Here is a 23,723-nt window from a genome sequence, read left to right as displayed (position 1 = left end):
CACGCCAGCCCGCGTGCCTGCGCCGCGGTACACACCGCAAGATCGCACGGCCAGGTGGCGCATTCGGGCCGGCGAGAAGGAGAACACCTCATGACCACAGCCCGTCCGGCCAAGACTCGCAACGAGGGCCAGTGGGCGCTGGGAGGCCGCGAACCGCTCAACGACACCGAACAGATCAAGCACGACGACGGCCCGCTGAACGTTCGCGACCGGATCCTCAACAAGTACGCCAAAGAAGGCTTCGAGAGCATCGAGAAGACCGACCTGCGGATGCGCTTCAAGTGGATGGGCCTCTACACCCAGCGCGAGCAGGGCTACGACGGCAGCTGGACCGGCGACGAGAACATCGACAAGCTCGAGGCCAAGTACTTCATGATGCGGGTGCGCTCCGACGGCAAGCCGATGTCGGCCCAGACGCTGCGGGTCCTGGGTCAGGTCTCCTCCGAGTTCGCCCGCGACACCGCCGATATCGGCGACCGGGAGAACGTGCAATTCCACTGGCTCAAGATCGAGGACGTTCCCGAGATCTGGCGCCGGCTCGAGTCGGTCGGACTTTCCAGCATCGAGGCCTGCGGCGACTGCCCCCGCGGGATTCACGGCAGCCCCCTGGCCGGTGACTCCCTCGACGAGGTCCTGGACCCCTCGCCGGCCATCGACGAGATCATCCGGCGGTTCATGAACAACCCCGACTACGCCAACCTCCCGCGCAAGTACAAGACCGCGATCTCGGGCCTGCAGGACGTCTCGCACGAGACCCACGACGTCGCGTTCATCGGCGTCAACCACCCCGAGCACGGTCCCGGCATGGACCTGTGGGTGGGTGGTGGCCTGTCGACCAACCCGATGATGGCCCAGCGGGTCGGCGTGTGGGTGCCGCTGGACGAGGTGCCCGACGTGTGGGAAGCGGTCACCCAGGTGTTCCGCGACTATGGGTACCGCCGGCTGCGCGCCAAGGCGCGGATCAAGTTCCTGGTCAAGGACTGGGGCGTCGAGAAATTCCGCGAGGTCATGGAGACCGAGTACCTGGGCCGCAAGATGATCGACGGCCCGGCCCCCGAGCCGGCCAAGCACCCGATCGACCATGTGGGCGTGCAGAAGATCAAGAACGGCCGCAACGCGGTCGGCGTCGCCGCGATCGCCGGCCGGGTCTCGGGCACCATCCTTCAGGCGGTGGCCGACCTGATGGAAAAGGTCGGCTCCGACCGGGCCCGGTTCAGCCCCTTCCAGAAACTGATCATCCTCGACGTTCCCGACGACAAGGTCGATTTCCTGGTCACCGAGCTGGACAAGCTGGGCCTGCCGTCCAAGCCGTCGAATTGGCGCAAGAGTACGATGGGTTGCACCGGCATCGAGTTTTGCAAGCTGTCCTTCGCCGAAACGCGGGTTCGCGCACAGACTTTGGTGCCGGAGCTGGAAGAGCGGCTGGCCGACGTCAACGACGACCTCGATGTGCCGATCAGCGTGCACCTCAACGGGTGCCCGAATTCATGCGCCCGAATTCAAGTGGCCGACATCGGGTTCAAGGGCCAGTGGATCGACAACGGCGACGGCACCTCGGTCGAGGGCTTCCAGGTCCACCTCGGCGGCGGCCTGGGCGAGGAAAGCGGCTTCGGCCGAAAGCTGCGTCAGCACAAGGTCACCAGCGACGAGCTTGGCGACTACATCGACCGGGTGACGCGCAAGTTCCTGGAGCAACGCGAGAACGGCGAGCGGTTCGCGAACTGGGCGCTGCGGGCGGAGGAGGCGGACTTGCGCTAGGCGCCGCCCGACACCACCAAGACGAGCGCCGACGCGACTGAGTGGGGGACGATGACATGAGCGACGGGGTGAACGGTTTCACCGAGGAAAAGCTGCGCGAGCTGGCCGCCCGCGGCGCGGCCGAGATGGAGGGCGCCAGCGCTGACGACATATTGCGTTGGACCGACCGGCATTTCGGCGGCGCGGACGGACCCCGCAACTGGGCCACCTGCCAATGGGTGGTGGCGTGCAACATGCAGGACGCGGTGATGGTTTCCATGGCGGCGGACATACGGCCCGGTGTGCCGGTCGTTTTCCTGGACACCGGCTACCACTTCGCCGAAACGCTTGGCACCCGCGACGCGGTCGAGTCCGTCTACGACATCCACCTGCTCAACGTCACCCCGGAGCACACGGTGGCGCAGCAGGACGAACTGATGGGCAAGGACCTGTTCGCCCGCGATCCCAACGAATGCTGCCGGCTGCGCAAGGTCGTGCCGCTGCGCAAGGCGCTGAGCGGCTATGCCGCGTGGGTCACCGGGCTACGCCGGGTGGAGTCACCTACCCGCGCCGACGCCCCGCTGATCAGCTTCGACGAGAACTTCGGACTGGTGAAGGTCAATCCGATCGCGGCCTGGACCGACGAGGACGAGCAGGACTACATCGACCGCAACGGCGTGCTGGTGAACCCGCTCCTCGACGAGGGCTACCCGTCGATAGGCTGCGCGCCGTGCACCAGCAAGCCGCTCAACGGCGACGACCCGCGCAGCGGGCGATGGCGGGGCCGCAAGAAGACCGAATGCGGGCTGCACGCCTCATGAGCACCCTCGTCCTCACCGCGCACGGCAGCCGCGATCCGCGGTCCGGGGCCAACGCCCGGGCCGTCGCAGACCGACTGGGAATCCTGCGGCCGGACCTGGACGTGCGCTTGGCTTTCCTGGAGCTCAACGAGCCCAGCTTCGCCGACGTGCTCGCCGGATTGCCGGACCCCCGCCGCGCGGTGGTCGCCCCGTTGCTGCTGGCCGGCGCGTACCACGCGCGAATCGATATCCCCGAGCAGATCGCCCGCGCCGGCGCCCACGGCATCAGGCAGGCCGACGTCCTCGGTGAAGACGACGGGCTGGTGTCGGTGCTGCGCGAGCGCCTGGCCGAAATCGGGGTTTCACCGCTCGACGAGGACCTCGGCGTCATTGTCGTGGCAATCGGATCATCGAGCGCCGCTGCCAACGCCCGTACGGCACGGGTGGCCGCCAAGCTGGCCTCCGGCGCCGAGTGGGCCGGCGCGACGACCGCCTTCGCCACCCGGCGCGAGCAGTCCGTGGCCCGCGCCGCCGGCTGCCTGCGCCGCCAAGGGGCCCGCCGGCTCGTCATCGCGCCATGGTTTCTGGCGCCGGGGCTGCTGACCGACGGCGTGTCGAAGTTCTCGAGCGACAACGGAATTCCGATGGCCGCGCCGCTGGGCGCGCACCGGCTGGTCGCGGAGGCCGTGCTGGACCGCTACGAGCGGGCACTGGCCGAGCAACAAGCGGCCTAGGCGGGCCCGGAATGACTTGTGATGTGGGCCAGCAGGTCCCGTATCGCGCCCGGGGGCGGCGTGCGGCCGCCCACCCAAATGGCGCGAAACTTGCGTCCTAAGTCCAACTCCGGGATGGTGACCGCGCGAAGCCGACCCACCGCCAGGTCGTCGGCCACCGCCAGCCGGCTCATCCCCGCCGGACCCGCACCCGCGAGCACGGCGGCGCGCATGGCCGCCGCGGACGTCAACTCGAGTACGGGCGGCGCCTGTTCCATGTCGTCGCCGAGCGCCCGGCGCAACGCGACCGTCAGCGAATCCCTGATGCCGGAGTGGGGTTCGCGCGCAACAAGGGGCGTTTCCGCGAGTTCGCGGGCTGTCACCACCCGCCCGCGTCGGGCCCACTTGTGGCCTGGCGGCACCACAACCACCAGTTCGTCCCGCCCCACCACGATGCTGCCCAATCCCGTGGGCTTGCCCGGATTCTCGACGAATCCGAGGTCGACGGTCCCGTCGCGCACCGAGGCGATGGCGTGCTCGCTGTTGGTGGCGGTCAGCACCACCTCGGGGAAGGTGCTGCCGCGCCGCCTCGCCTCGGCCTGCAGCGACAGCAGCCAGTGCGGCATCAGCTGTTCGGCTATGGTCTGGCTGGCCGCGACCTTGATCCGTTCGCGGCCTTCCTTTCTCAGCGAACCCAGGCCCGCGTCGATTTCTCCGGCGACCTCGAGCAACCGCGATCCCCACTCGGCGACGATGAGGCCGGCCGGCGTCAGCTGAGAGCCGCGCGTCGTGCGCACCACCAAGATCACCCCGATCTGTGCCTCCATGTAGGCGAGCCGCCTGGACACGGCCTGTTGCGTCATTCCCAGTTCCCGCGCGGCGCGGCCGAGGCTTCCCGTCTTTGCGATCGTCAAAAAGACCTCGAACGAGGCGAGTTCGGGCATTCGAGCGCTGAGCGGCACGCTGGTCAACTCTCAATCAAGTAGGGATGCCACAACCATAGCTTGTGACGCCACAACACCGAAACCTCTACTCGCTGGGACGCAAACCCGGCGATCATGGACTCATGGAAACCATGACCCGTCAGCACGTTGCGATCGTGGGTTCCGGTCCGTCCGGTTTCTTCGCGGCCGCGTCGCTGCTCAAGAACGACGGCATCGATGTCGCCATCGACATGCTGGAAATGCTGCCCACCCCCTGGGGTTTGGTGCGGTCCGGCGTGGCGCCGGATCACCCCAAGATCAAATCGGTCAGCCAGCAATTCGAAAAGACGGCGGCGGACCCGCGATTTCGCTTTTTCGGAAACATCCGTGTCGGCGAGCACGTCACCGCCGCCGAACTCGCCGAGCGCTACGACGCGGTGATCTACGCCGTGGGTGCGCAGTCCGACCGGACCCTGGGCATACCCGGCGAGGACCTGCCCGGCTGCGAGGCCGCGGTCGACTTCGTCGGGTGGTACAACGCTCACCCCCACTTCGCTCAGATGGCGCCGAACCTCTCGGGTGCGCGCGCCGTCGTCGTGGGCAACGGCAATGTCGCCGTCGACGTCGCCCGCATGCTCGTGACCGACCCTGAGGTGTTGGCGCTCACCGACATCGCCGACCACGCCTTGGAGTCGTTGCGTCCCTGCGGTGTCGGAGAGGTGTTGCTCATCGGGCGGCGCGGCCCGCTGCAAAGCGCCTTCACGACGCTGGAATTGCGCGAGCTCGGAGAGCTCGAGGGCGTCGACGTGCTGGTCGACCCGGCCGACCTCGAGGGCATCAGCGACGAGGACGCCGCCGCCGCGGGCAAGATCGCCAGGAACAACATCAAGGTGCTGCGGGAGTACGCCGGGCGGGCGCCGCGGCCGGGAAACCGGCGAATCGTCCTGCGGTTCTTCACCTCTCCCATCGAAATCAGGGGCGACGGCAAGGTGGAGAGCATTGTGCTCGGCCGCAACGAGCTGGTCACCGACGCCGCCGGGCGGATGGTGGCCAAAGACACCGGAGCGCGCGAGGAGCTGCCGGCACACCTGGTGGTGCGCTCGGTCGGCTACCGCGGCGTGCCCATCGACGGGCTGGCGTTCGACGAGAGGACGGGCACCATCCCCAACACCAATGGCCGGATCGAGGGCAGCCGAAACGAATACGTGGCCGGGTGGATCAAACGCGGACCCTCCGGCGTCATCGGCACCAACAAGAAGTGTTCCCAGGACACCGTGGACACCGTGCTCGCCGACCTGGCCGGCGCCGAGCCGGCCGACCGCGGCAGCGGCTACCGTGACCAACTTGCCGCGTGGCTGGAATCCCGGCAGCCCAAGCTGGTCACCGCCGCCCACTGGCGGGCCATCGACCGTTTCGAACGCCAAGCGGGTGAAGCGCTGCAGCGCCCGCGGGTCAAGCTGGCCAACGTGACCGAGCTGTTGCGCGTCGGGCACGGCTGAACAGCGAAAGCGAGATTAGGAAGGAAGACATCCATGACATACGTGATCGCGGAACCGTGCGTCGACATCAAAGACAAGGCATGCATCGAGGAATGCCCCGTCGACTGCATCTACGAAGGCGCCCGCATGCTCTACATCCACCCCGACGAGTGCGTCGATTGCGGTGCCTGCGAGCCGGTGTGCCCCGTCGAGTCGATCTACTACGAAGACGACGTGCCCGGCGAGTACAGCCAATACACCCAGATCAACGCGGACTTCTTCAACGAACTCGGTTCGCCCGGCGGCGCCGCGAAGGTCGGGCTGACCGAGAACGACCCTCCCGCAGTCAAGAGCCTGGAAAGCCGCGCCGAGGCGACGTAGGACTCACATCCCGAAGCGCGTGCGTCGCACCGCGGCAACGGCCTCCGGTGGCCCGCTCACGTCGACGTGCGCCGCCGCCCGGCGACCGAACAGATACAACAGGATTTCACCCGGGGCGCCGCTGAGCCGGGCTGGCGACGCCCCCGGCCGCGCAGCAAACAGTTCACCGGCGCCGGCCCATTCGACGTCGAGCCCGCAATCCGGCAGCCGCCGGCTGAGATACCGGCCACCACGCACGACGTTGCGCCACAACGCAACTTCCAACGCGGGCGCCAAGCTGCGCGGCCCGAGTCCCTGAGCCCGGCGCACGTCCTCGTGGTGAACGAAGAACTCGTTGAGATTCGCCAGGCGACGGACCCATCCGACGCGGAAGAAACCGGGAGGCGGGCCCGACCGGATCCGCGCGACCAGCCGACCGAAGTCGTTGCGCCGCGCCAGTTGCGCCCGGCGCCGTTCGGCGAAGCGCTGAAATGGACCGGGCAGCACGAGGCAGGGGCCGGCGAGGACATCGCGCTCCCGCAACACCAGGTGGGCGGCGAGATCGTGCGCCGTCCAGCCTTCGATCAGGGTGGGCACGTCAGGGCCCAGATCATCGAAGAGATCACAGAGCTCGAGCCGCTCCCGCATGTCCGGAGACGGCATCCTAGACCGCCATCGGCGAAGCCAGGCCGACGCCGGGCACCGGAAGGCGCAGTGGTCCAGCCACTTCCACCATCACATCACCCAGTCCGGCGGGTCGGTCCAGCCATCCGACCGATCGGCCGGGCCGGGCCGCCACACAACCCGAGAGGTGCACACCAGTAAGCATGCCTGGACCGCCGGCGGCAGGCGGCCGAATCGGCATGCCGGGACGGCCTCGTAAGGTGACCACATGCAGAAAGCGCGAACCCTCCACATCGCCCGGCAGGCCGGCTCCCTGATCGTCACGGCCGTCACCGCCGCGTCCACCCTGAACGCCTACCGGCCGCTGGCGCGCAGCGGATACCTGTCGATCTTCTCGTTCATCTTCGGGATGGTGGTCACCGAACTGCCGCTGCAGACGCTGGCCAGCCAGCTTGGCGGCCTGGCGCTGACGGCCCGCCGCCTGACCCGGCCGGTGCGCACCCTCGCGTGGCTGGTGGCCGCCGTATCGGCAGCGGGCCTGCTCAACTTCAGCCGCGCCGGACACAAGGCCAACGTTCCGCTCGCCCGCGCCCTGGACGAAAGCCTGGGCCCCGATCGGCGCACCGAGTCCGGGGACCTGTGGCGACGGCCCGAAGGCGCCGGCACGGCGAAGATGCCGGGCCCGCTGCGGATGATGCGGATCTACAGCGACTACGCCCACGACGCCGACATCAGCTACGGCGAGTTCGGCAAGGCCAACCGCCTCGACATCTGGCGGCGTCCCGACCTCGACCCGGGCGGCAAGGCGCCCGTGCTGTTTCAGATCCCCGGCGGCGCCTGGACCACGGGAAACAAACGGGGACAGGCGCATCCGCTGATGAGTCACCTCGCCGAGCTCGGGTGGATCTGCGTCGCGGTCAACTACCGGCACAGCCCGCGCAACACCTGGCCCGCCCACATCGTCGACGTCAAACGCGCGCTGGCCTGGGTCAAAGAACACATCGGCGAGTACGGCGGCGACCCCGAATTCATCGCGATCACCGGCGGTTCGGCCGGCGGCCACCTGTCGTCGCTGGCCGCGCTGACCCCCAACTACCCGGAGTTCCAGCCGGGATTCGAAGAGGCCGACACCCGAGTGCAGGCGGCCGTGCCGTTCTACGGCGTGTACGACTTCACCCGCTTCAACGACGCGATGCACCCGATGATGCCCGGGCTGCTGGTGAAGTCGGTGATCAAGCAACGGCCTTCGTCCAACCTGCAGGTCTACCGCGAGGCCTCGCCGGTCAACCACGTCTCCGCCGACGCTCCGCCGTTCTTCGTGCTGCATGGCCGCAACGACTCTCTGGTTCCCGTCGAGCAGGCGCGGGCGTTCGTCCACGCGCTGCGCGACGTCAGCAAGCAGGCCGTCGCCTACGCCGAATTGCCGTACACGCAACACGCTTTCGACATCTTCGGGTCGGCCCGCGCGGGGCACGCCGCGGTCGCCGTCGAGCAATTCCTGGCGCAGGTCTACGCCGACACCCGGCTATGACTTGGGACGGACCCCGGCGGCCCGGTACACGAACTGCGGGGTCACCCGGAACCGCAGCGAATCGGCGGGCAACTGCTGCAGCACGTCGCCGGGGATCGTCTTCTTGTAGTTCAGCTTCATCGAGCCGCTGAAGGAGGGGTCCACCCCGTGCAGGTCGATCTCGACCCGCAGGCCCTTCTCGCTGATGATCGCCCGCGCCGGCCCCGTGTTGGCGTCCCAGGGGCAGTCGATGCACCGCAATTTGGCGTCACCGCGGGCGGGGAACAGCGCGACGATCCGCGCCATGCTGAAGCCGACCCCGCCGGTGCTGCGGGAAAGGTCCATGGCCGACCGGACCCCGGGGACGTGGCCACTGAAGCGCCGGCTCACCCCGACCTTGCCGGCGGCGAAGATGAGCCCCTCGGCGTCCAGCTCGTCGCGCAGATCGGCGGGCAGGTTGCCGATCTCGGACCAGTTTCGGAAAAAGCCGAACACGTCCCGAACCGTAACCGAGCGGCCGAATGTGCGCAGCATGTGCCCCGGCGATTCACTGGACCGTCACGGTGGCCGTGTAAGTGCAGGTGGGGGTGGGGTTCGCGCCGACGATGCTGGCGTAGGCCGTGCTGATCGTCGTCGTCCCCGGCTTCAACGCGGTGAACGTCCACACCTCGGTGCCCGGCGCCCCCAGCGCGTCGGAGGTCGGCTGCACGAATTCGTGGCTGTCCTGCTTGAGCACCGACGGGTCACCGATCTTGGTCTCGGGCTTCCACCGGTACGGCGTCGTGTAATTGGAGCCCAACCGCAACACGAGGGTGTTGCCGACGGCCACGGTGATGTCTTGCGTGATGGCGCTCTGCCGGAGCACCTCGGCCATCGAGACCTGCAGGGTTTTGGTCGACGGCGGGTTCCGCGACCCAAAGTGACAACCCGCCACCAGTGGCGAGGCCAGCACGACGACTGCCAACAGCAGTCTGATCTTCACGCAACTCCCCCTTCGCTGTGGACCCGCTTCAACCGCTGCAAACCGCTCCGAACCTAATATTCCAGGTCGCCATCCGCACACGGCGACTGTCGATGGCGCCCGCGCTACCGCTTTCGAGAGTCACCTAACCACCTCCCGGCCCGTCCTCACGTGGCGTTTGAGGTCATCGCGGCAGCGGGCATCGGCAAAACCCCAAGGCGCGCAGGTCGGACCGGTCCGGCAGGATTGGGCTGGTGTTTGGCCTCGTTCTGATCGTCGCGCTCGTCTCCACCGTCATCGTCGGGACCGTCATCGGCAGGCGCTACCGCGTCGGTCCCCCGGTGCTGCTGATCCTGCTCGGCGCCCTGCTGGGGTTGATCCCGCATTTCGGCCACGTGCACGTCGACGGCGAAATCGTGCTGCTGCTGTTCCTGCCCGCAATCCTGTACTGGGAAGGCCTGAACATCAGCTTCCGCGAGATCCGGGCGAACATGCGGATCATCGTGTTCCTCAGCGTGGGCCTGGTGATTGCGACCGCGGTGGCGGTGTCGTGGACGGCGCGGGCGTTGGGGATGGAATCCCACGCGGCGGCCGTCCTGGGGGCCGTGCTCTCGCCCACCGACGCCGCGGCGGTGGCGGGCCTGGCAAAGAAGCTCCCCCGCCGGTCGGTGACCGTGCTCAAAGCCGAGAGTCTCATCAACGACGGTACGGCGCTGGTCTTGTTCGCCGTCAGCGTCCACGTGGCGGTCGGCGGTGCCGCCATCACCCCGCTCGACTTGACCGGCCGCTTCCTCGGGTCCTACCTCGGGGGCATCGTGGCGGGGCTGGCCGTCGGCGGGCTGGCGACGCTGGTCCGCAAGCGAATCGACGCGCCGCAGGAGGAAGGGGCGTTGAGCCTGCTCACCCCGTTCGCGGCGTTCCTTTTGGCCCAGACGTTCGACTGCAGCGGCGTGGTCGCGGTCATGGTGTCGGCCCTGATGCTCGCCTACGCCGGGCCGGTGGTGATCCGGGCCCGGTCCCGCCTGACCGCCTACGCGTTCTGGGACATCGCGACCTTTCTGATCAACGGCTCGCTGTGGGTGTTCGTCGGGGTGCAGATCCCCGGGGCGCTGCGCGGCATCTCCGGCGTCGACGGCGGTCTTGGCAACGCCCTCTACATCGCGCTCGCCGTCACCGGCGTCGTGATCGTGTCCCGGATCTTCTGGGGTGAGATGACGACCGCGTTGCTTCGCCTCATCGACCGCCGCGAGGTTCAGCGTGCGCGCCGCGTCAGCTGGCGCGCACGCTTCGTCACCGTCTGGGCGGGTTTCCGCGGAGCGGTGTCGCTGGCCGCGGCGCTGGCCGTCCCGACCACCACGCTCAGCGGGGGGCCGTTCCCCGACCGCAACCTGCTCATCTTCATCGTGGTCGTCGTCATCCTGGTGACCGTCCTGGTGCAGGGCAGCACGCTGCCGGCCGTGGTCCGCTGGGCCCAGATACCCGACGACGACGCCTACGTCCGGGAATTGGAGCTGGCCCGCACCCGCGGCGTCCAGGCGGCCCTCAAGGCCTTGCCGACGGTGGCCGACGAGGTGGGCATCGGCGACGACCTGCGGCGGCGGCTGCAAAAGGAATACGAGGAGAAGGCAGCGCTCGCCGCGGCCACCGAGGACGGTGCGGACAACCGCCTGGCCAGGGGTAAGGAAAAGGTCCGGCGGGTGCGGCTGGGGGTGCTCGAGCACAAGCGCCGGGAGATCACCTCGCTGCGCAACCAGAACCTCATCGACGACATCGTGCTGCGCGAGTTGCAGAACGAGATGGACCTCGAGGAAGTCCAGCTTCTCGACGCGGCCGACGACGAGTAGGCGCTCGACCGGGCGGGCTGCCCGGCTGAATTCATGCAGTGTTCAAGCCCGTGTTGGTCCGGCATTGTTCACTGCACACGCGCGCCGCGTGTCCTCACCCTATGCGTGTCGTGCAGGTCGCCAATTTCTACGGCCCCCGTTCCGGCGGCCTGCGCACGGCGGTCGACCGGCTCGGCGCGGAATACTGCGCGCACGGGCACGAGGTGTTTCTGCTGGTGCCGGGCCAACGTGCCGAGCGGACTAGGCTGCGCACCGGTGTGGTGCGAATCACATTGCCGGCCAGATTGATTCCCTTCACCGGCGGCTACCGCGCGGTGCTGCCCGGACCCGTCAAGGAGCTGCTGCAAACGCTCGAGCCGGACGCGCTGGAGGTGTCCGACCGGCTGACACTGCGGTCGCTCGGGAAGTGGGGCCGCGAGTACGGCGCCACGACGGTGATGATCTCCCACGAGCGCCTGGATCGCCTTGTGGGGCAGATACTTCCACGCCGTCCCGCGCAGCGGTTCGCCGACATCGCCAACGCGCGCACCGCCGCCGACTACGACACGGTGGTGTGCACCACCGCCTTTGCGCGCGAGGAGTTCGACCGCATCGGCGCGACCAACACCGTCACCGTCCCCCTGGGCGTCGACCTGCAGACCTTCCACCCGCGCCGTCACTCGTACCTGGTGCGGCGGCGCTGGGCCGCACCCACGCAGCTGCTGCTGGTCCATTGCGGGCGGCTGTCGGTCGAAAAGCGGGTCGACCGCAGCATCGACGCCCTCGGCGCGCTCTACCACGCCGGCGTCGATGCCCGGCTCGTCGTGGTCGGCGAGGGCCCGCTGCGCGCCCGGCTGGAACGCCAAGCCGCCCGGCTGCCGATCGACTTCACCGGTTTCGTCAACGACCGGCACACCGTCGCCGGGCTGCTCGCCTCGGCCGACGTCACGCTCGCACCCGGCCCGCACGAGACGTTCGGTCTGGCGGCGCTGGAGTCGCTGGCGTGCGGTACGCCGGCCGTCGTGTCGCGCACCTCGGCACTGTCGGAGATCATCACCGCGGACAGCGGCGCCCTGGCCGACAATCACCCGGCCGCCATCGCCGGCGCCGTCGGCGCCATCGTCCGCCGACCGGAATATCACCGGCGCCTGTCGGCCAGGCGCCGCGCAGAGGACTTCACCTGGCACCGGGCGGCCGAAGGCATGCTGGCATCGCTGGGCGCGCCCGAAATGCGTTACGGCACAGACGACTCCGAGCACACCGCATAACTCTCTCGTGCCATCGAGTCACTCGGGCGGGCGAACCTGCTGCACGCCGGGTTCCGGCTTCCAGCCGACGTAGGTCAGGTACAGCCCGGCCGCGGCGAGGCAGCCGAAAAGCACCCATATCGCAGCGGCTGCACCCGAGCTGTAGACGGCGTTGCCGGCCGCGGAATAGGCCTGGGGAACGGTCAACAGCAGCAGCCCACGGATCGCGAGGAACCAGCCCACGGCCGAGACGATGACCGCCGCGGGCTTACGCCAATACTGGTGAAACGCGATGATGATCAGGCCGGACATCAGGAGGATGGCGCCATACAGCCAGGGCCACATGGGATTGGCCTTGAACTCCGTGAACAGCGTCTGCATGTACGAGCCGCGCACCGCAACCGTCGTCGGCACGATCGTGAAGAACGGGCCCAGCACCCGGGCGAACATGCGGGTGCGGAGCTGGGATTGTTCGGGTGTGGTCATGGTCTACCTCCGTGGTCGCCACGAAGCGTAAACCGACCAGGTGGCCGGGCCGGCCTTCGCCAGGCAGCGCCCGCTTTAGCCGGGGTTCGGCTTTGACGGCGGGTGCTTGGCCGGGCAGTAGTCCGCGGTGGCGGCGCCGATGAAGGTTTCCGCCTGCGCCTGCGTCAGCTTGTCCGATCCCGTCAGCTGGTCGATCTCGTCCTTCTGGCTGTAACCCGCCTCGAGGTCCTGGCACATCGCGTGAGCCATGTTGAGGGTCTGGGCCGGCGTTCCGAGGTGAATGCCATGCGCCTCCAGGTACTGGACGAAGTCGGCGTCGTCCTGGTCTGCACGCGCAACGGCCGAGGGCACCAGCATGGCGGCCAGGAGCAGGCCGAATGTCCACGCTGAAATTTTCTTGGTCATTTCGCTCATCACTTTCGCAGCTTCGCGCTCTACATGGAGATCTTTGGCGGTACGCCAGATGCCTGCAATGATCCCGTGGAGGCGGGCCGGGGGTCAAGCGGCCGCCCACCCCGGGCGGCCGAAATCCCAAACCCCCCCCCGCCGTTAACTTTTAATTCGCGTGGAGTTTTTAACCGGCGCCCGCGGGTACTTGGGCGGGCGCGACGGGGGACAATTCGCCCGTGCACGCTCGCGATCGGGTCCTGATCACCGCCGACGGGCTGGCCGACCTGCTCGATTCCAGCGGTCCGCCGGCCATCCTCGACGTGCGCTGGCGCCTCGACGAGCCCGACGGCCACGCGGCCTACCTGCGGGGCCACCTCCCGGGCGCGGTGTATGTCTCACTCGAGGACGAGCTCAGCGATCACACCGTCGAGGGCCGCGGACGTCACCCGCTGCCGTCGGGACGCACCCTCCAGCAGGCCGCGCGCCGCTGGGGCATTCGCCGGGGCGCGCCGGTGGTGGTGTACGACGACTGGAACAGGGCCGGTTCCGCGCGCGCGTGGTGGGTGCTGACCGCCGCGGGGCTCGACTCGGTGCGCATACTCGACGGCGGCTTGTCCGCATGGCTGGCGGCCGGACACCGCCTGCAGGCAGGGCCGGTGCATCCGCATCCCGGCGATGTGACCCTGACACAGGACGATTTGTACGCCGGGCGCCGAGCGACGTTGACCGCCAAAGAATCCGGCGACCTGACGCTGATCGACGCCCGCGCCCCCGAGCGTTTCCGCGGCGACGTCGAACCCATCGACCCGGTCGCCGGCCACATTCCCGGCGCCAAGAACGTTCCCAGCGGTGCGGTGCTGGCCCCCGACGGCACATTCATCGGCGAGGGCGCGCTCGCCCGACTGCTGTCCGACAGCGGGGTTGACGCTGCCGCGGGCCTGGGCGTCTATTGCGGCTCGGGCGTCACCGCGGCCGTCGCGATCGCGGCGCTCGCCGCGGCGGGTCGAGACGCCGCGCTGTATCCGGGGTCATGGTCGGAGTGGTGTTCGGATCCGAACCGCGCCGTGGAGCGCGGACCATGACCGTGAAACGGTGGGGAGCCGGGCCCGAACTCGAGGTGATCGACAAAGGACCTCGCTCCGAATCCGGCAGGCCCCCGCTGCTTTTCGTGCACGGGGCCTGGCACGGCGCCTGGTGCTGGGACGAGCACTTCCTCGACTTCTTCGCGGCCCGGGGCTATCGGGCGCTGGCCGTGAGCCTGCGTGGGCATGGTCAGAGCCCCGCGCCGAAACCCCTCCGGTTCTGTTCGATCGCCGACCTCGTCGACGACGTCGCGGCGGTGGCCGACGGACTGCCCCGACGGCCCGTCGTCATCGGGCACTCCATGGGCGGCTTCGTGGTGCAGAAGTACCTGGAGACCCAGGACGCTCCGGGCGCCGCGCTCCTCGCGTCCGTACCGCCGAGCGGGATCGCCCGGTTCTTGCTGCGCAGGTTCACCCGGCACCCGTGGCGCACCACCCGCGCGCTGGCGCAGGGCAAGTCGCTGGACTTCATCGGCGGCACCGCGGAATTGACGCGCGAATCGTTTTTTTCCGAGCGCGCGCCCGGCGAAGACGTCGAGCGTTGTTTGGCCCGACTCGGCGAAGAATATGTCGGAAAGCATGTGCTGGACATGTTGTTTCTCGATCTGCCGCGGCCCCGCACCGTGCGCGCGCCGCTGTGTGTGCTGGGCGCCGAACACGACACGTGTTTCACCCAGGACGAAGTCCGTGCGACGGCGACCGCGTACCACGTTGAAGCCGAGATCTTCCCCTCGATGGGCCACGACATGATGCTCGAGCCGGCCTGGGCGGCGGTGGCCGAGCGGATCCAAGGCTGGCTGGAATCCTGTTGTGCCGCAGTCTAAGCAGTGGCCACGATGCCCACGCTCACCAGCGCTTCCGGAAGCGCCGCACCTGCCCGGCAACATTGCGACGATGACGCACCGATGAGCACCGTCCCGAAGCTGTCGGTGGCCACCCCCGTGGTGACCTTGTTCCCCGAGACCGCCGCTCACGGCGCTACCATCGTCAGCGCCGTGTTCACCCATACCTCACTGCAGCACTACCTGGAGAACCTGCACGCGCTCGCCGAACTGGGTGTCTCGTAATGCGGGTGAAGGCGGGCTTTTTCAGCTTCACGGCCCCGGCCCCGCCCGATGATGACGGCGGCTACCTGCGTTGGCACCTGCTGGACCACATGCCCGAGCAATATCAGCTCCCGGGCATCGTCTACGGGTTGCGCTGGATCGCCGACGGCGACTACCTCGACCGCCGCCTGGCGGCCGAGGGACCGCTGGGCCAAATCGGCAACGCTGTCCACTACCTGGTGGCCGATCCCGTCGAGGAGACCTTCGACGACTTCGTCGCTCTCGGGCGGGCGCTGCGAGAAAACGGCCGCTTCCCCGTCACCCGGCCGTCGCTGCAGGTGGCCGGCCTGCGGCTGTTGCAGTGGCACGCGTCCCCGCGGGCGCTGGTGTCCGCGGAGGTGGTGCCGTTCCGGCCGCACCGCGGGGTGCTGCTGATCGTGGAGGAGGCCCGCGGGGAAGGAGTCGGCCGACCGAACGACTGGCTGCAATGGCTGCACGCCGAGCACTATCCCGCCCTGCTCGCCACGCCCGGCACCGCCGGCGCCTGGACCTTCGGGACGAGCACCGGGTGGACCCACCTACCCCACGGCTGGCACACCGAACCGCAGTACATCACCGTCGTCTACCTCGACCAGGACCCGCTCGCCACCACCGACGCGGTGGCCGCCCTGGTCGAACAGCGGTGGCGCTCCGGGGCGGTGCGGCCCGTCTTCGCCGGGCCGTTGCGGAGCATGGTCGGCTGGGAAGCGTGGCCCTGAGCTTCGGCGCCCCAGTTTGACTCGCCGCCAGAGAAATGAGACCTTCCCGACACGAACGAGACCTATAGTCCTCGACGTTTGGGGCAGAGGAGGTGGGATGACGAATTCGGGCTGTCACCGACGGCGGACCGTTGCGGCGACCGTCGCAGTCGCCGTGGTCGCGCTGGGCGCCTGTTCCGGCAAGAGCGGCCAGCCGGCGGCTGCCCCGAGCTCCACGCCGGCTCCGACCAGCACCACCGTGATGATCGACGGAAACAAACACACGATGGTCGCCCTGGTCGAGTGCAGCAGCTCGGCGGCGCAGCCCAGCGCGACGCCCGCCGAGTCGGGTGACCTCACCACCCGCATCAACGTCCACGACGATTCGGCGTCGGTGTCGATGGCGCTGTCCGACGAAAAGCCGCCCAGCGTCGACGGCTTCGCAATTTCCCTGGCGGTGGACAACGGGCAGTACCAGCTTCCCTACCAGGCGCCGCAGACGGCCACTCAGGTGCAGGCCACCAAGGACGGCAAGAGCTACACGGTGACCGGGACGGGGCAGGCCACGACGCCCGGTCAAAGCGGTACGCGCCAGGTGACGTTCGGGATCCACGTGACCTGCCCGTGAGGGGTCGAAGTCCCCACCCGTCACGCTGGTCACGGCCGGAGAAGGACTTGGCTTTGTGCCCGCCTCATAGCGACAGGCGCTCCGCTGTCGCTATGAGGCGGGCACAAAGAGACATCCCAAAGATCTTGTGACTGCTGGGACTACCGGTACGCCGGGCCACGACACGCGAGCCTCATTGTCTAACCGCGGCGCCTCTGAAATGCTGGCGGCTTGGACATCTTCGCGCAGTGGCAAGACGGCGGCACCCAATTGCGCTGGCGGTCGACGACCGCCGCCAACGACGGCCGGGAGGTGGCGGTGTTCGGCCGCCGCTGCGGCACACCCGGGGCACCCGCCCTGGTGCTGGTGCACGGCTTCCCGACCTCGAGCATCGACTACTTCGCCCTGGCCAACGAGCTGGGCGCCGAATTCGACATCCACGTCCTGGACTTTCCGGGCTACGGGCTGTCCGACAAGCCGCCCGAGCCCTACGTGTACTCGCTGTACGACGACGCCCGCCTGCTCGTGCACGCCATCACCGAGGTCTGGCGGCTGACCGAGTTCCGGATGCTCGCCCACGACCGCGGCAGCAGCGTCGCCATCATTGCGCTGGGCATGTTAGGGGCCCTTCAACCGCCCGTCGCACCGATCGACCTCGTCCTGACCAACGCCAACATCTTCCTTCCGCTGTCGAACCTGACCGCGTTCCAGACGGCGCTGCTGGACCCGGCGACGGCGCGTGCCACGGCGGCCGCCGTCACGCCCGAAGTGTTGGCGGCCGGCCTGGGCGCCAGCACGTTCATGCCGCGCCGAACCCTGCAGGACCCCGAGATCGCTGCGTTGGCAAAGTGCTTCGCGCACAACGACGGAATCCGCGTGCTGCCCGACACGATCCAGTACCTGCATGAGCGCGCGGCCGACGAAACCAGTTGGCTGCAATCGCTTTCCCGCAGTGACGTCGACACGACGGTGGTCTGGGGCCTGCACGACAACGTCGCTCCGCTGCGGGTGCCCAACCACGTGTGGCAGACGTACCTGAGGAACAAGCCGGGTACCAACCGCTACTGGGTGGTGCCCGGCGCGGACCACTACCTGCAGTGCGACGCCCCGCAGCAGCTGGCCGAGATCGTGCGCCTGACGGCGCGGGGTGACGACCTCGAACTGCAGACGCTGGGCAACCAACCCGGCGGCGCGGTGCTGGTGGACCGAACCCCGTAGCCGACGTGACCCGGAATCCGCTCGAGGAACTCGCGCTCGACGAGTTGCGCATGCGCACCAGCATGAAGTGGCGCGCGCACCCGCAGGACGTGCTGCCGCTCTGGGTCGCCGAGATGGACGTCGCGCTGCCGCCGACCGTGGCCAAGGCGCTGCGAAAGGCGATCGACCTCGGCGACACCGGATACCCCTGCGGCACCGCGCTCGCCGAAGCGGTCGCCGAATTCGCCTCCCGGCATTGGCAATGGCACGACCTCGAGGTCGGCCGGACCGCGATCGTCCCGGACGTGATGCTCGGCGTCGTCGAAACGCTGCGGCTGGTCACCGACCGCGGCGACGCCGTCGTCGTCAACCCGCCGGTCTACGCGCCGTTCTACGCGTTCGTGTCGCACGACGGCCGCCGCGTGATCGACGCCCCGCTCGGCGCCGACGGCCGGCTCGACCTGGCCGCGTTGGAGGCGGCGTTCGCCCGGGCCCGTGCCTCGGCCGGCAAGGTCGCCTACCTGCTGTGCAATCCGCACAATCCGACGGGTTGCGTGCACACCGCCGACGAACTGACCGCCGTGGCGGAGCTGGCCGGCCGGTTCGGCGTCCGGGTGGTGTCGGACGAGATCCACGCCCCGGTCATCCTGCCGGGGGCGCGATTCGTTCCCTACCTGACCGTGCCCGGGTCGGCGGATGCGTTCGCGTTGACCTCCGCCTCCAAGGCGTGGAACCTCTCCGGGATCAAAGCGGCCCTGGCCATCGCCGGTCCCGCGGCGGCCGCCGACCTTCACCGGATGCCCGAGGAGGTCGGCCACGGCGCCAGCCACCTGGGCGTCATCGCACACGCCGAGGCGTTCCGGACCGGCGGCGAGTGGCTGGACGCGCTGCTGCGAGGCCTGGACGACAACCGGACGCTGTTGGGCCAGCTGGTCGCCGAGCACCTGCCCGCGGTGAAACTGCTGCGGCCGCAGGGCACTTACCTTGCATGGCTGGACTGCCGAGAGCTGGGGATCGGCGAAGAAGCGTCCGAGGGGATCGCGGTGGTCGCCGATCTCTCGGGGCCGGCGCGCTGGTTTCTCGACCACGCCCGCGTCGCGCTCAGCTCCGGCCACGTCTTCGGCCCCGGCGGGCCCGGCCATGTGCGGTTGAACTTTGCGACCTCGAAAGCCATTCTCGCCGAAGCGCTGTCCCGCATGGGGCACGCGCTCAACGACGCGCTATCGCGAAATCCGCGATTTCCGCGCCCTCCCGTTCGTTGAGCTCTGAAATCTCCCACTAGACGAAATCGCGCCGCCGAGAGAGGCTTACCCAGACGCACCCCCACCGGAGGAGCTGATATGCGTGTGCTGCGAACGCCGAACTCCCGATTTGAAAACCTCGAGGGCTATCCGTTCGTAGCGAACTACGTTGACGTGGCCGCCAGTGATACCCAGGCGCTGCGGATGCACTACCTCGACGAGGGCCCGGCCGAAGGGCCGCCGATCGTGCTGCTGCACGGCGAGCCCACGTGGAGCTACCTCTACCGCACGATGATCCCGCCGCTGGCGGACGGCGGCCACCGCGTGCTCGCCCCCGATCTGATCGGCTTCGGGCGCTCGGACAAGCCCGCCCGGACCGAGGACTACACCTACTTGCGCCACGTCGAGTGGGTGACCTCGTGGTTCGAGGCCCTGAATCTGCGCGACCTCACGTTGTTCGTGCAGGACTGGGGCGCCCTGATCGGGCTGCGCATCGCCGCCGAGCAGGGGGACCGCATCGCGCGCTTGGTGGTCGCCAACGGATTCCTCCCCACCGCCGACCGGCCCGCCACTCCCGCGTTCTACGCGTGGCGGGCCCTGGCCCGCTACTCTCCCGTGCTGCCGGCCGGCCGGCTCGTCGGCCTGGCCACCGTCCGCCGGGTCTCCCCCAAAGTGCGCGCCGGCTACGACGCCCCGTTCCCGGACAAGTCGTATCAGGCCGGGGCCCGCGCGTTCCCTCAGTTGGTGCCGACCTCGCCCGACGACCCGGCCGTCCCGGCCAACAGGAAAGCCTGGGATGCGCTCGGCCGCTGGGAGAAACCGTGCCTGGCGATCTTCGGCTCACGCGACCCGATCCTGGGGCGAGCGGATCGCCCACTGATCAAACACGTGCCGGGCGCGGCGGGTCAGCCGCACGCCCGCATCCGTGCCGGTCACTTCATCCAGGAGGACGCCGGACCCGAACTCGCCGACCGCGTACTGGCCTGGCAGCAGGCGTGGCGCTGAGCGCGCTGCCGACCGAACGGCGATAGTCGAACCGTCATGGGCAGGAAGGGTTGGGGCGGCGCTCCCCCGGCCGACGACGAGGAGGCGCGCAAGCGCATCGTCGACGCGGCCATCGACAGCATGCAGCGACGGGGGCTCCGGGGGACGAGCCTGTCGGTCATCGCGGGCGACCTCGGCGTCACCCGCCCCACCGTTTACCGGTACTTCGCCACGATCGACGAGCTCATCGCCGCCGCCGGCGACGTGTCCCTCGGCGGCTGGACCGCCCGCATCACCGACCTCATCGCGGGTATCGACGACCCCGTCGACCTGTTGGTGGAGGCCGTGGCTTACCTTGTCGAGCGGCTGCCGGAGGAACCCTTGTTGACGACGATGTTGGAAACCGATCGAACGCGTTTGATGAGTCAGCAGATGGTACTGGGAGAATCGATCGCGCGGTCGCGAATGATGTTGGAGCACAGCGGCATCGACTGGGCCGCCCTGGGCTACCGCGGTAAGGATTTCGACGACCTGGTCGAATACCTGCTGCGCATCATCCAGTCCATGGTCCTGGTTCCGCCGGATCCGCCGCGGTCCGGCGGCGAACTACGGGCCCTGCTGCGGCACTGGATCGGGCCCGTCGTGAGCACTCCGCCGCGTCCGGCTCGTCGCCGGGCCGGCGGCCGAAAACCCGGCTGACGCGGGGCGCGAGTTCGGTGCAGTCGCAACGCCTCTGGGAAGCGGCGTGTGGGGCGCGTCACATCCGGTTTTGGACCGGAAAAGATGATACAGCGTTAAACCCGATGTAATATCCGTATGTTGCCGCCTCTTGAGGATGAGTCAAGGCCTCATGAGGCGGCTAACGACATTTTGGCCCGGGTGGTTCGTCAGCCCGTGACGGCCAGGACGGCCTGGGCCAGCTCCGGACGGCACACCACCAGATCCGGCAACTTGGGGTCGGGCTGGTTGTAGGCCAGGCGCGAGCCGTCGATGCGCGAGGTGTGCAACCCGGCGGCGCGGGCCACCGCGACCGGCGCGGCCGAATCCCACTCGAACTGCCCCCCGGCGTGCACGTAGACGTCGGACAACCCCTGGACGATCGAGGCCACCTTCGCCCCCGCGGAACCCATCTCCACCAGCGTTCCGTCCAATGCATCGCGCACGGCCAGCGCGATGGCAGGCGGCCGCGTTCGCGACACCACGATGCGTGGCTTGTCGGGGGCGGCCGGAGGCGCCTGGACGACGGGCGTCGCCAACGTGACGCCCTGGGCCGGCAGGGCGACCGCGCCGGCGACGAGCTCGCCGGCCTGGAACAGCGCGACGTGCACCGCCCAGTCGTCCCGGCCCAGCTCGGAGAATTCGCGCGTCCCGTCGAGCGGATCGACGATCCATACCCGCTCCGAGCGCAACCGCACCGGGTCGTCGGCGCCCTCCTCGGACAGCACCGCGTCGGCCGGCCGCTCGGAAGCGAGCGCGTCCATCAGAAAGTCGTGAGATCGCTTGTCCCCGGCAGCTTTCCGCTCGGCCGGTTCGGCGTCGGCGAACTCCTCTCGGACGCCGAGCAGCAACCTGCCGGCGTCGGTGGCCAGCCGCGCGGCCAGTTCGTGGTCATCCATCGGCAACTCCACATCTCATCGCACATCCCCAGCAATGTTGGTAGCGTTGACCAATTTACCTTGCCATGTTTCCGCGCGACAGGCAGCACCGTTTTCACGTGAAATCTGGGCCGCAACCTGTAAACCTGAATAGGTGAGCGGGGGAAATATCGTTTCGGCCAGTTTGTTGCGGCAGCAGCCACGCGGCCGCAGGCTTTTCGTCGGTGCCGCGCTGGCCGCGGTGCTGATCGGCGGGCTCGGTTTTGCGGTCGTGCGGATGACGGGGCACCCGCAGGCACCGGCGACCGTCGCCTCGCCCCCACCCCCGCCGAGCTTCGCGATCCCGGGTTGCTACAACCCCGCGGTTCCGCCGGTCGAGCGTCCGAAGAAGATCAACATCCTCGGGTGCGCGAGCGTAGCCATTGCGCTGCAAGACATGTCGTGGAGCTCGTGGGGGCCGCAAGGCGCCGACGGCAACGGCACCGCGGTGTTCAAGATCTGCGACCCGAACTGCGCGACCGGGTATCAACTGGCGGACCCCGTGGTGGTGCACGCCTGGAACCCGCAGCCGCCGCGACCGGAAGCCATCTGTCAGGCCGGCCTGAAGATCTTCGCCGACATGGTGCTGGCGTTCCCCAAGGACGTCCCGCCGGCCAGCGCCCAGCGGATGAACACCCAGTACAACGGGATGCCGGCGGTGCACTTGACCAACTACTCGGGCGGCAACACCCAGTTCATCGGCCACACGTTCTGCAACTAATGGGCGCTGGACCTGATGGCGACGACCCGCTTCGCCCGGCTTCGCCGCGCTCGCGATCGCCGCTAGACCTCGACGACGACGGCGCCACCCTGGCCACCGCCCGCGCACATCGCCGCCACCCCGATGCCGCCGCCGCGGCGGGCGAGCTCGTAGATCAGCGTGGTGACCATGCGGGCGCCCGAGGCGGCGATCGGGTGACCCAGGCTGCAGCCACTGCCGGAGAAGTTCACCTTCTCCTCGTCGATGCCGTGCTCGCGGCACGCCGCGATCGGCACCGAGGCGAACGCCTCGTTGATCTCCCACAGCGCCACGTCGCCGACGGATAAGCCGGCCCGCTGCAGCACCTTTCCGATGACCTTGACCGCGCCCAGGCCGGTGTCCCGGGCCGGCACACCCGCGGCGGCCCAGGCCCGCACCGTGGCCATCACGTTGAGGTTCTCGGCCTCGGCGTACGCCCGGTCCACGAGGGCGACGGCCGCGGCGGCGTCGTTGGTGCCGCTACTGTTGCCCGCCGTGATCGAGAACCCCTCGATCTCCGGGTGCAGCACCTTGAGCCCCGCCAGCTTCTCGACGGTGGTGTCGCGGCGGGGATGCTCGTCCACGGCGAACTCCGTCACCGAGCCGTCGGCCTGGGTGATCTTGATCGGGATGATCTCGTCGAGGAACTTGCCCGCATCCATCGCGGCGATGGCGCGCTGGTGCGATCGGGCCGCCCAGGCGTCCATTTCCTCACGCGTGATGCCGACCGCCTGCGCCGTGTTCCAGCCCACCGTGATGGACATGTCCCGGGTGGGGGCGTCGGGGGTCTCGACGTGCGTGGGCGGCATCCACTGCTCCTGGAACTTCAGCTCCGGGCCGGGAATCCGCCAGTTGGTCAGCGGTGTCATCGACAACGACTGCACCCCGCCGGCGATGAGCACGCGCTCCATCCCCGAGCCGATCTGTGCCGCAGCGTTGCCGATCGCAGTGAGGCTGCCCGCGCAGTGCCGGTTCACCGACTGGCCGGGAATGTCCTCCATGCCCGTTGCCGTCGCGGCATACCGCGCCAAATCGCCACCGCCGTAATGCGATTCGGCGAAGATGATGTCGTCGATGACGGAGGGGTCAACTCCGGACCGGCGCACCACCTCCGGAAGCACGGTGGTGATCAACGTTTCGGGCGGCGTGTTGACCAGCGTGCCCTTGAAGGAGCGGCCGATCGCCGTCCGGACGGCTCCGACGATCACGGGTGTAGCCATTGTTTCTCATCCTCGGACTGGGGGACGGGCGGTCGGACGCGGCAAATCGTATCAAATACCGTATGGGCAATAGTAATGGCCTGAGTTGGGCGGCGGCGGGATGGAGGGCATCCGGTGAGAACCAAAGGCGCCCGGGTACCGCGGCGTGCTCGAGGGGCGCAACGTTCGCGGCATCATCCGGTAC

Annotated in this window: 25 protein-coding genes and 1 pseudogene; 18 read left to right on the top strand and 8 right to left on the bottom strand. The window is 68.7% G+C overall.

The window, feature by feature from the left end; translation table 11 throughout:
• Window positions 1-90: 90 nt before the first annotated feature.
• From BN971_RS01095 to BN971_RS01085, 3 genes are read left to right on the top strand one after another with little or no spacing between them, the layout of a single operon-like run.
• The gene (locus BN971_RS01095) at window positions 91-1,758 is read left to right on the top strand and encodes a nitrite/sulfite reductase (protein WP_085179115.1); all 1,668 of its coding nucleotides are present in this window, start codon (window positions 91-93) and stop codon (window positions 1,756-1,758) included.
• 56 nt (window positions 1,759-1,814) lie between these two features.
• Window positions 1,815-2,558, top strand: coding sequence for a phosphoadenylyl-sulfate reductase (locus BN971_RS01090; protein WP_085179114.1), 744 nt, complete (start codon window positions 1,815-1,817; stop codon window positions 2,556-2,558).
• Entirely contained in the window at window positions 2,555-3,271 is a 717-nt protein-coding gene (locus BN971_RS01085) for a sirohydrochlorin chelatase (protein WP_085179113.1), read from the top strand. Before BN971_RS01090 ends, BN971_RS01085 begins: the two co-directional genes overlap by 4 nt.
• On the opposite strand, the gene BN971_RS01080 is transcribed toward BN971_RS01085, so the two are convergent.
• Window positions 3,268-4,212: a LysR family transcriptional regulator gene (locus BN971_RS01080; protein WP_085179136.1), complete on the bottom strand. Its 945-nt coding sequence runs from the start codon at window positions 4,210-4,212 to the stop codon at window positions 3,268-3,270. The two genes, BN971_RS01085 and BN971_RS01080, sit on opposite strands and share 4 nt — an antisense overlap.
• A gap of 113 nt (window positions 4,213-4,325) precedes the next feature.
• On the opposite strand from BN971_RS01080, the gene BN971_RS01075 reads away from it, so the two are divergent.
• Entirely contained in the window at window positions 4,326-5,672 is a 1,347-nt protein-coding gene (locus BN971_RS01075) for an FAD-dependent oxidoreductase (RefSeq protein WP_085179135.1), read from the top strand.
• Window positions 5,673-5,705: 33 nt separating this feature from the next.
• Entirely contained in the window at window positions 5,706-6,032 is a 327-nt protein-coding gene (gene fdxA, locus BN971_RS01070; RefSeq protein ID WP_085179112.1) for a ferredoxin, read from the top strand.
• A gap of 3 nt (window positions 6,033-6,035) precedes the next feature.
• Here fdxA and BN971_RS01065 read toward each other — a convergent pair whose 3' ends face one another.
• Window positions 6,036-6,674, bottom strand: a complete 639-nt coding sequence (locus BN971_RS01065) for a TIGR03085 family metal-binding protein (RefSeq protein WP_085179111.1) — start codon at window positions 6,672-6,674, stop codon at window positions 6,036-6,038.
• Window positions 6,675-6,903: 229 nt separating this feature from the next.
• Here BN971_RS01065 and BN971_RS01060 point away from each other — a divergent pair, with 229 nt between their 5' ends.
• Window positions 6,904-8,166, top strand: a complete 1,263-nt coding sequence (locus BN971_RS01060; protein ID WP_085179110.1) for an alpha/beta hydrolase — start codon at window positions 6,904-6,906, stop codon at window positions 8,164-8,166.
• On the opposite strand, the gene BN971_RS01055 is transcribed toward BN971_RS01060, so the two are convergent.
• On the bottom strand, window positions 8,161-8,640 hold the full coding sequence (locus BN971_RS01055) for a hypothetical protein (protein WP_139027022.1): 480 nt from the start codon (window positions 8,638-8,640) through the stop codon (window positions 8,161-8,163). The genes BN971_RS01060 and BN971_RS01055 overlap by 6 nt on opposite strands.
• 52 nt (window positions 8,641-8,692) lie before the next feature.
• The gene (locus BN971_RS01050; protein WP_085179108.1) at window positions 8,693-9,127 is read right to left on the bottom strand and encodes a protease inhibitor I42 family protein; all 435 of its coding nucleotides are present in this window, start codon (window positions 9,125-9,127) and stop codon (window positions 8,693-8,695) included.
• A gap of 233 nt (window positions 9,128-9,360) precedes the next feature.
• Between BN971_RS01050 and BN971_RS01045 the strand changes: the two genes are divergently transcribed.
• Window positions 9,361-10,950 carry a Na+/H+ antiporter gene (locus BN971_RS01045; protein ID WP_085179107.1) on the top strand — a complete coding sequence of 530 codons (1,590 nt, stop codon included), beginning with the start codon at window positions 9,361-9,363 and terminating at the stop codon, window positions 10,948-10,950.
• Window positions 10,951-11,051: 101 nt separating this feature from the next.
• Window positions 11,052-12,197: a glycosyltransferase gene (locus BN971_RS01040; RefSeq protein WP_085179106.1), complete on the top strand. Its 1,146-nt coding sequence runs from the start codon at window positions 11,052-11,054 to the stop codon at window positions 12,195-12,197.
• 18 nt (window positions 12,198-12,215) lie between these two features.
• Here the strand turns inward: BN971_RS01040 and BN971_RS01035 are convergent, their stop codons facing one another.
• Both BN971_RS01035 and BN971_RS01030 read right to left on the bottom strand, forming a co-directional pair.
• The gene (locus BN971_RS01035; protein ID WP_085179105.1) at window positions 12,216-12,662 is read right to left on the bottom strand and encodes a hypothetical protein; all 447 of its coding nucleotides are present in this window, start codon (window positions 12,660-12,662) and stop codon (window positions 12,216-12,218) included.
• A gap of 75 nt (window positions 12,663-12,737) precedes the next feature.
• Window positions 12,738-13,067 carry a DUF732 domain-containing protein gene (locus BN971_RS01030; RefSeq protein ID WP_169718541.1) on the bottom strand — a complete coding sequence of 110 codons (330 nt, stop codon included), beginning with the start codon at window positions 13,065-13,067 and terminating at the stop codon, window positions 12,738-12,740.
• Between the two features lie 221 nt (window positions 13,068-13,288).
• Here BN971_RS01030 and BN971_RS01025 point away from each other — a divergent pair, with 221 nt between their 5' ends.
• The 9 genes and pseudogenes from BN971_RS01025 (at window position 13,289) to BN971_RS00990 (ending at window position 20,645) form a co-directional block, all read left to right on the top strand.
• The gene (locus BN971_RS01025) at window positions 13,289-14,134 is read left to right on the top strand and encodes a sulfurtransferase (RefSeq protein ID WP_085179103.1); all 846 of its coding nucleotides are present in this window, start codon (window positions 13,289-13,291) and stop codon (window positions 14,132-14,134) included.
• Window positions 14,131-14,958 carry an alpha/beta hydrolase gene (locus tag BN971_RS01020; protein WP_085179102.1) on the top strand — a complete coding sequence of 276 codons (828 nt, stop codon included), beginning with the start codon at window positions 14,131-14,133 and terminating at the stop codon, window positions 14,956-14,958. Before BN971_RS01025 ends, BN971_RS01020 begins: the two co-directional genes overlap by 4 nt.
• A gap of 126 nt (window positions 14,959-15,084) precedes the next feature.
• Window positions 15,085-15,201 (top strand): annotated as a pseudogene (locus BN971_RS24375) (LLM class F420-dependent oxidoreductase); the annotation flags it as partial.
• Window positions 15,201-15,938 (top strand): hypothetical protein, encoded by a 738-nt coding sequence (locus tag BN971_RS01015; protein ID WP_085179101.1) that lies wholly within the window; start codon window positions 15,201-15,203, stop codon window positions 15,936-15,938. The pseudogene BN971_RS24375 and the gene BN971_RS01015, both read left to right, overlap by 1 nt.
• Before the next feature lie 97 nt (window positions 15,939-16,035).
• Window positions 16,036-16,545, top strand: coding sequence for a lipoprotein LpqH (locus BN971_RS01010; RefSeq protein ID WP_085179100.1), 510 nt, complete (start codon window positions 16,036-16,038; stop codon window positions 16,543-16,545).
• Between the two features lie 210 nt (window positions 16,546-16,755).
• Window positions 16,756-17,742, top strand: coding sequence for an alpha/beta fold hydrolase (locus tag BN971_RS01005; RefSeq protein ID WP_085179099.1), 987 nt, complete (start codon window positions 16,756-16,758; stop codon window positions 17,740-17,742).
• Window positions 17,743-17,792: 50 nt separating this feature from the next.
• Window positions 17,793-18,983 (top strand): MalY/PatB family protein, encoded by a 1,191-nt coding sequence (locus BN971_RS01000; protein ID WP_276010855.1) that lies wholly within the window; start codon window positions 17,793-17,795, stop codon window positions 18,981-18,983.
• 78 nt (window positions 18,984-19,061) lie between these two features.
• On the top strand, window positions 19,062-19,967 hold the full coding sequence (locus tag BN971_RS00995) for a haloalkane dehalogenase (protein WP_085179097.1): 906 nt from the start codon (window positions 19,062-19,064) through the stop codon (window positions 19,965-19,967).
• Between the two features lie 36 nt (window positions 19,968-20,003).
• On the top strand, window positions 20,004-20,645 hold the full coding sequence (locus tag BN971_RS00990) for a TetR/AcrR family transcriptional regulator (RefSeq protein ID WP_085179096.1): 642 nt from the start codon (window positions 20,004-20,006) through the stop codon (window positions 20,643-20,645).
• Between the two features lie 188 nt (window positions 20,646-20,833).
• On the opposite strand, the gene BN971_RS00985 is transcribed toward BN971_RS00990, so the two are convergent.
• Window positions 20,834-21,562 carry a 3'(2'),5'-bisphosphate nucleotidase CysQ gene (locus BN971_RS00985; protein WP_085179134.1) on the bottom strand — a complete coding sequence of 243 codons (729 nt, stop codon included), beginning with the start codon at window positions 21,560-21,562 and terminating at the stop codon, window positions 20,834-20,836.
• A gap of 256 nt (window positions 21,563-21,818) precedes the next feature.
• Here BN971_RS00985 and BN971_RS00980 point away from each other — a divergent pair, with 256 nt between their 5' ends.
• Window positions 21,819-22,301, top strand: coding sequence for a hypothetical protein (locus BN971_RS00980; RefSeq protein ID WP_245836494.1), 483 nt, complete (start codon window positions 21,819-21,821; stop codon window positions 22,299-22,301).
• Window positions 22,302-22,363: 62 nt separating this feature from the next.
• On the opposite strand, the gene BN971_RS00975 is transcribed toward BN971_RS00980, so the two are convergent.
• The gene (locus BN971_RS00975; protein WP_085179094.1) at window positions 22,364-23,539 is read right to left on the bottom strand and encodes a thiolase family protein; all 1,176 of its coding nucleotides are present in this window, start codon (window positions 23,537-23,539) and stop codon (window positions 22,364-22,366) included.
• Between the last annotated feature and the right edge of the window lie 184 nt (window positions 23,540-23,723).

Origin of the sequence: Mycobacterium bohemicum DSM 44277, assembly GCF_001053185.1 — a bacterium.
In the GTDB taxonomy this organism is placed as follows: Bacteria; Actinomycetota; Actinomycetes; order Mycobacteriales; family Mycobacteriaceae; genus Mycobacterium; species Mycobacterium bohemicum.
This window is presented reverse-complemented; position numbering and strand designations above follow the sequence as displayed.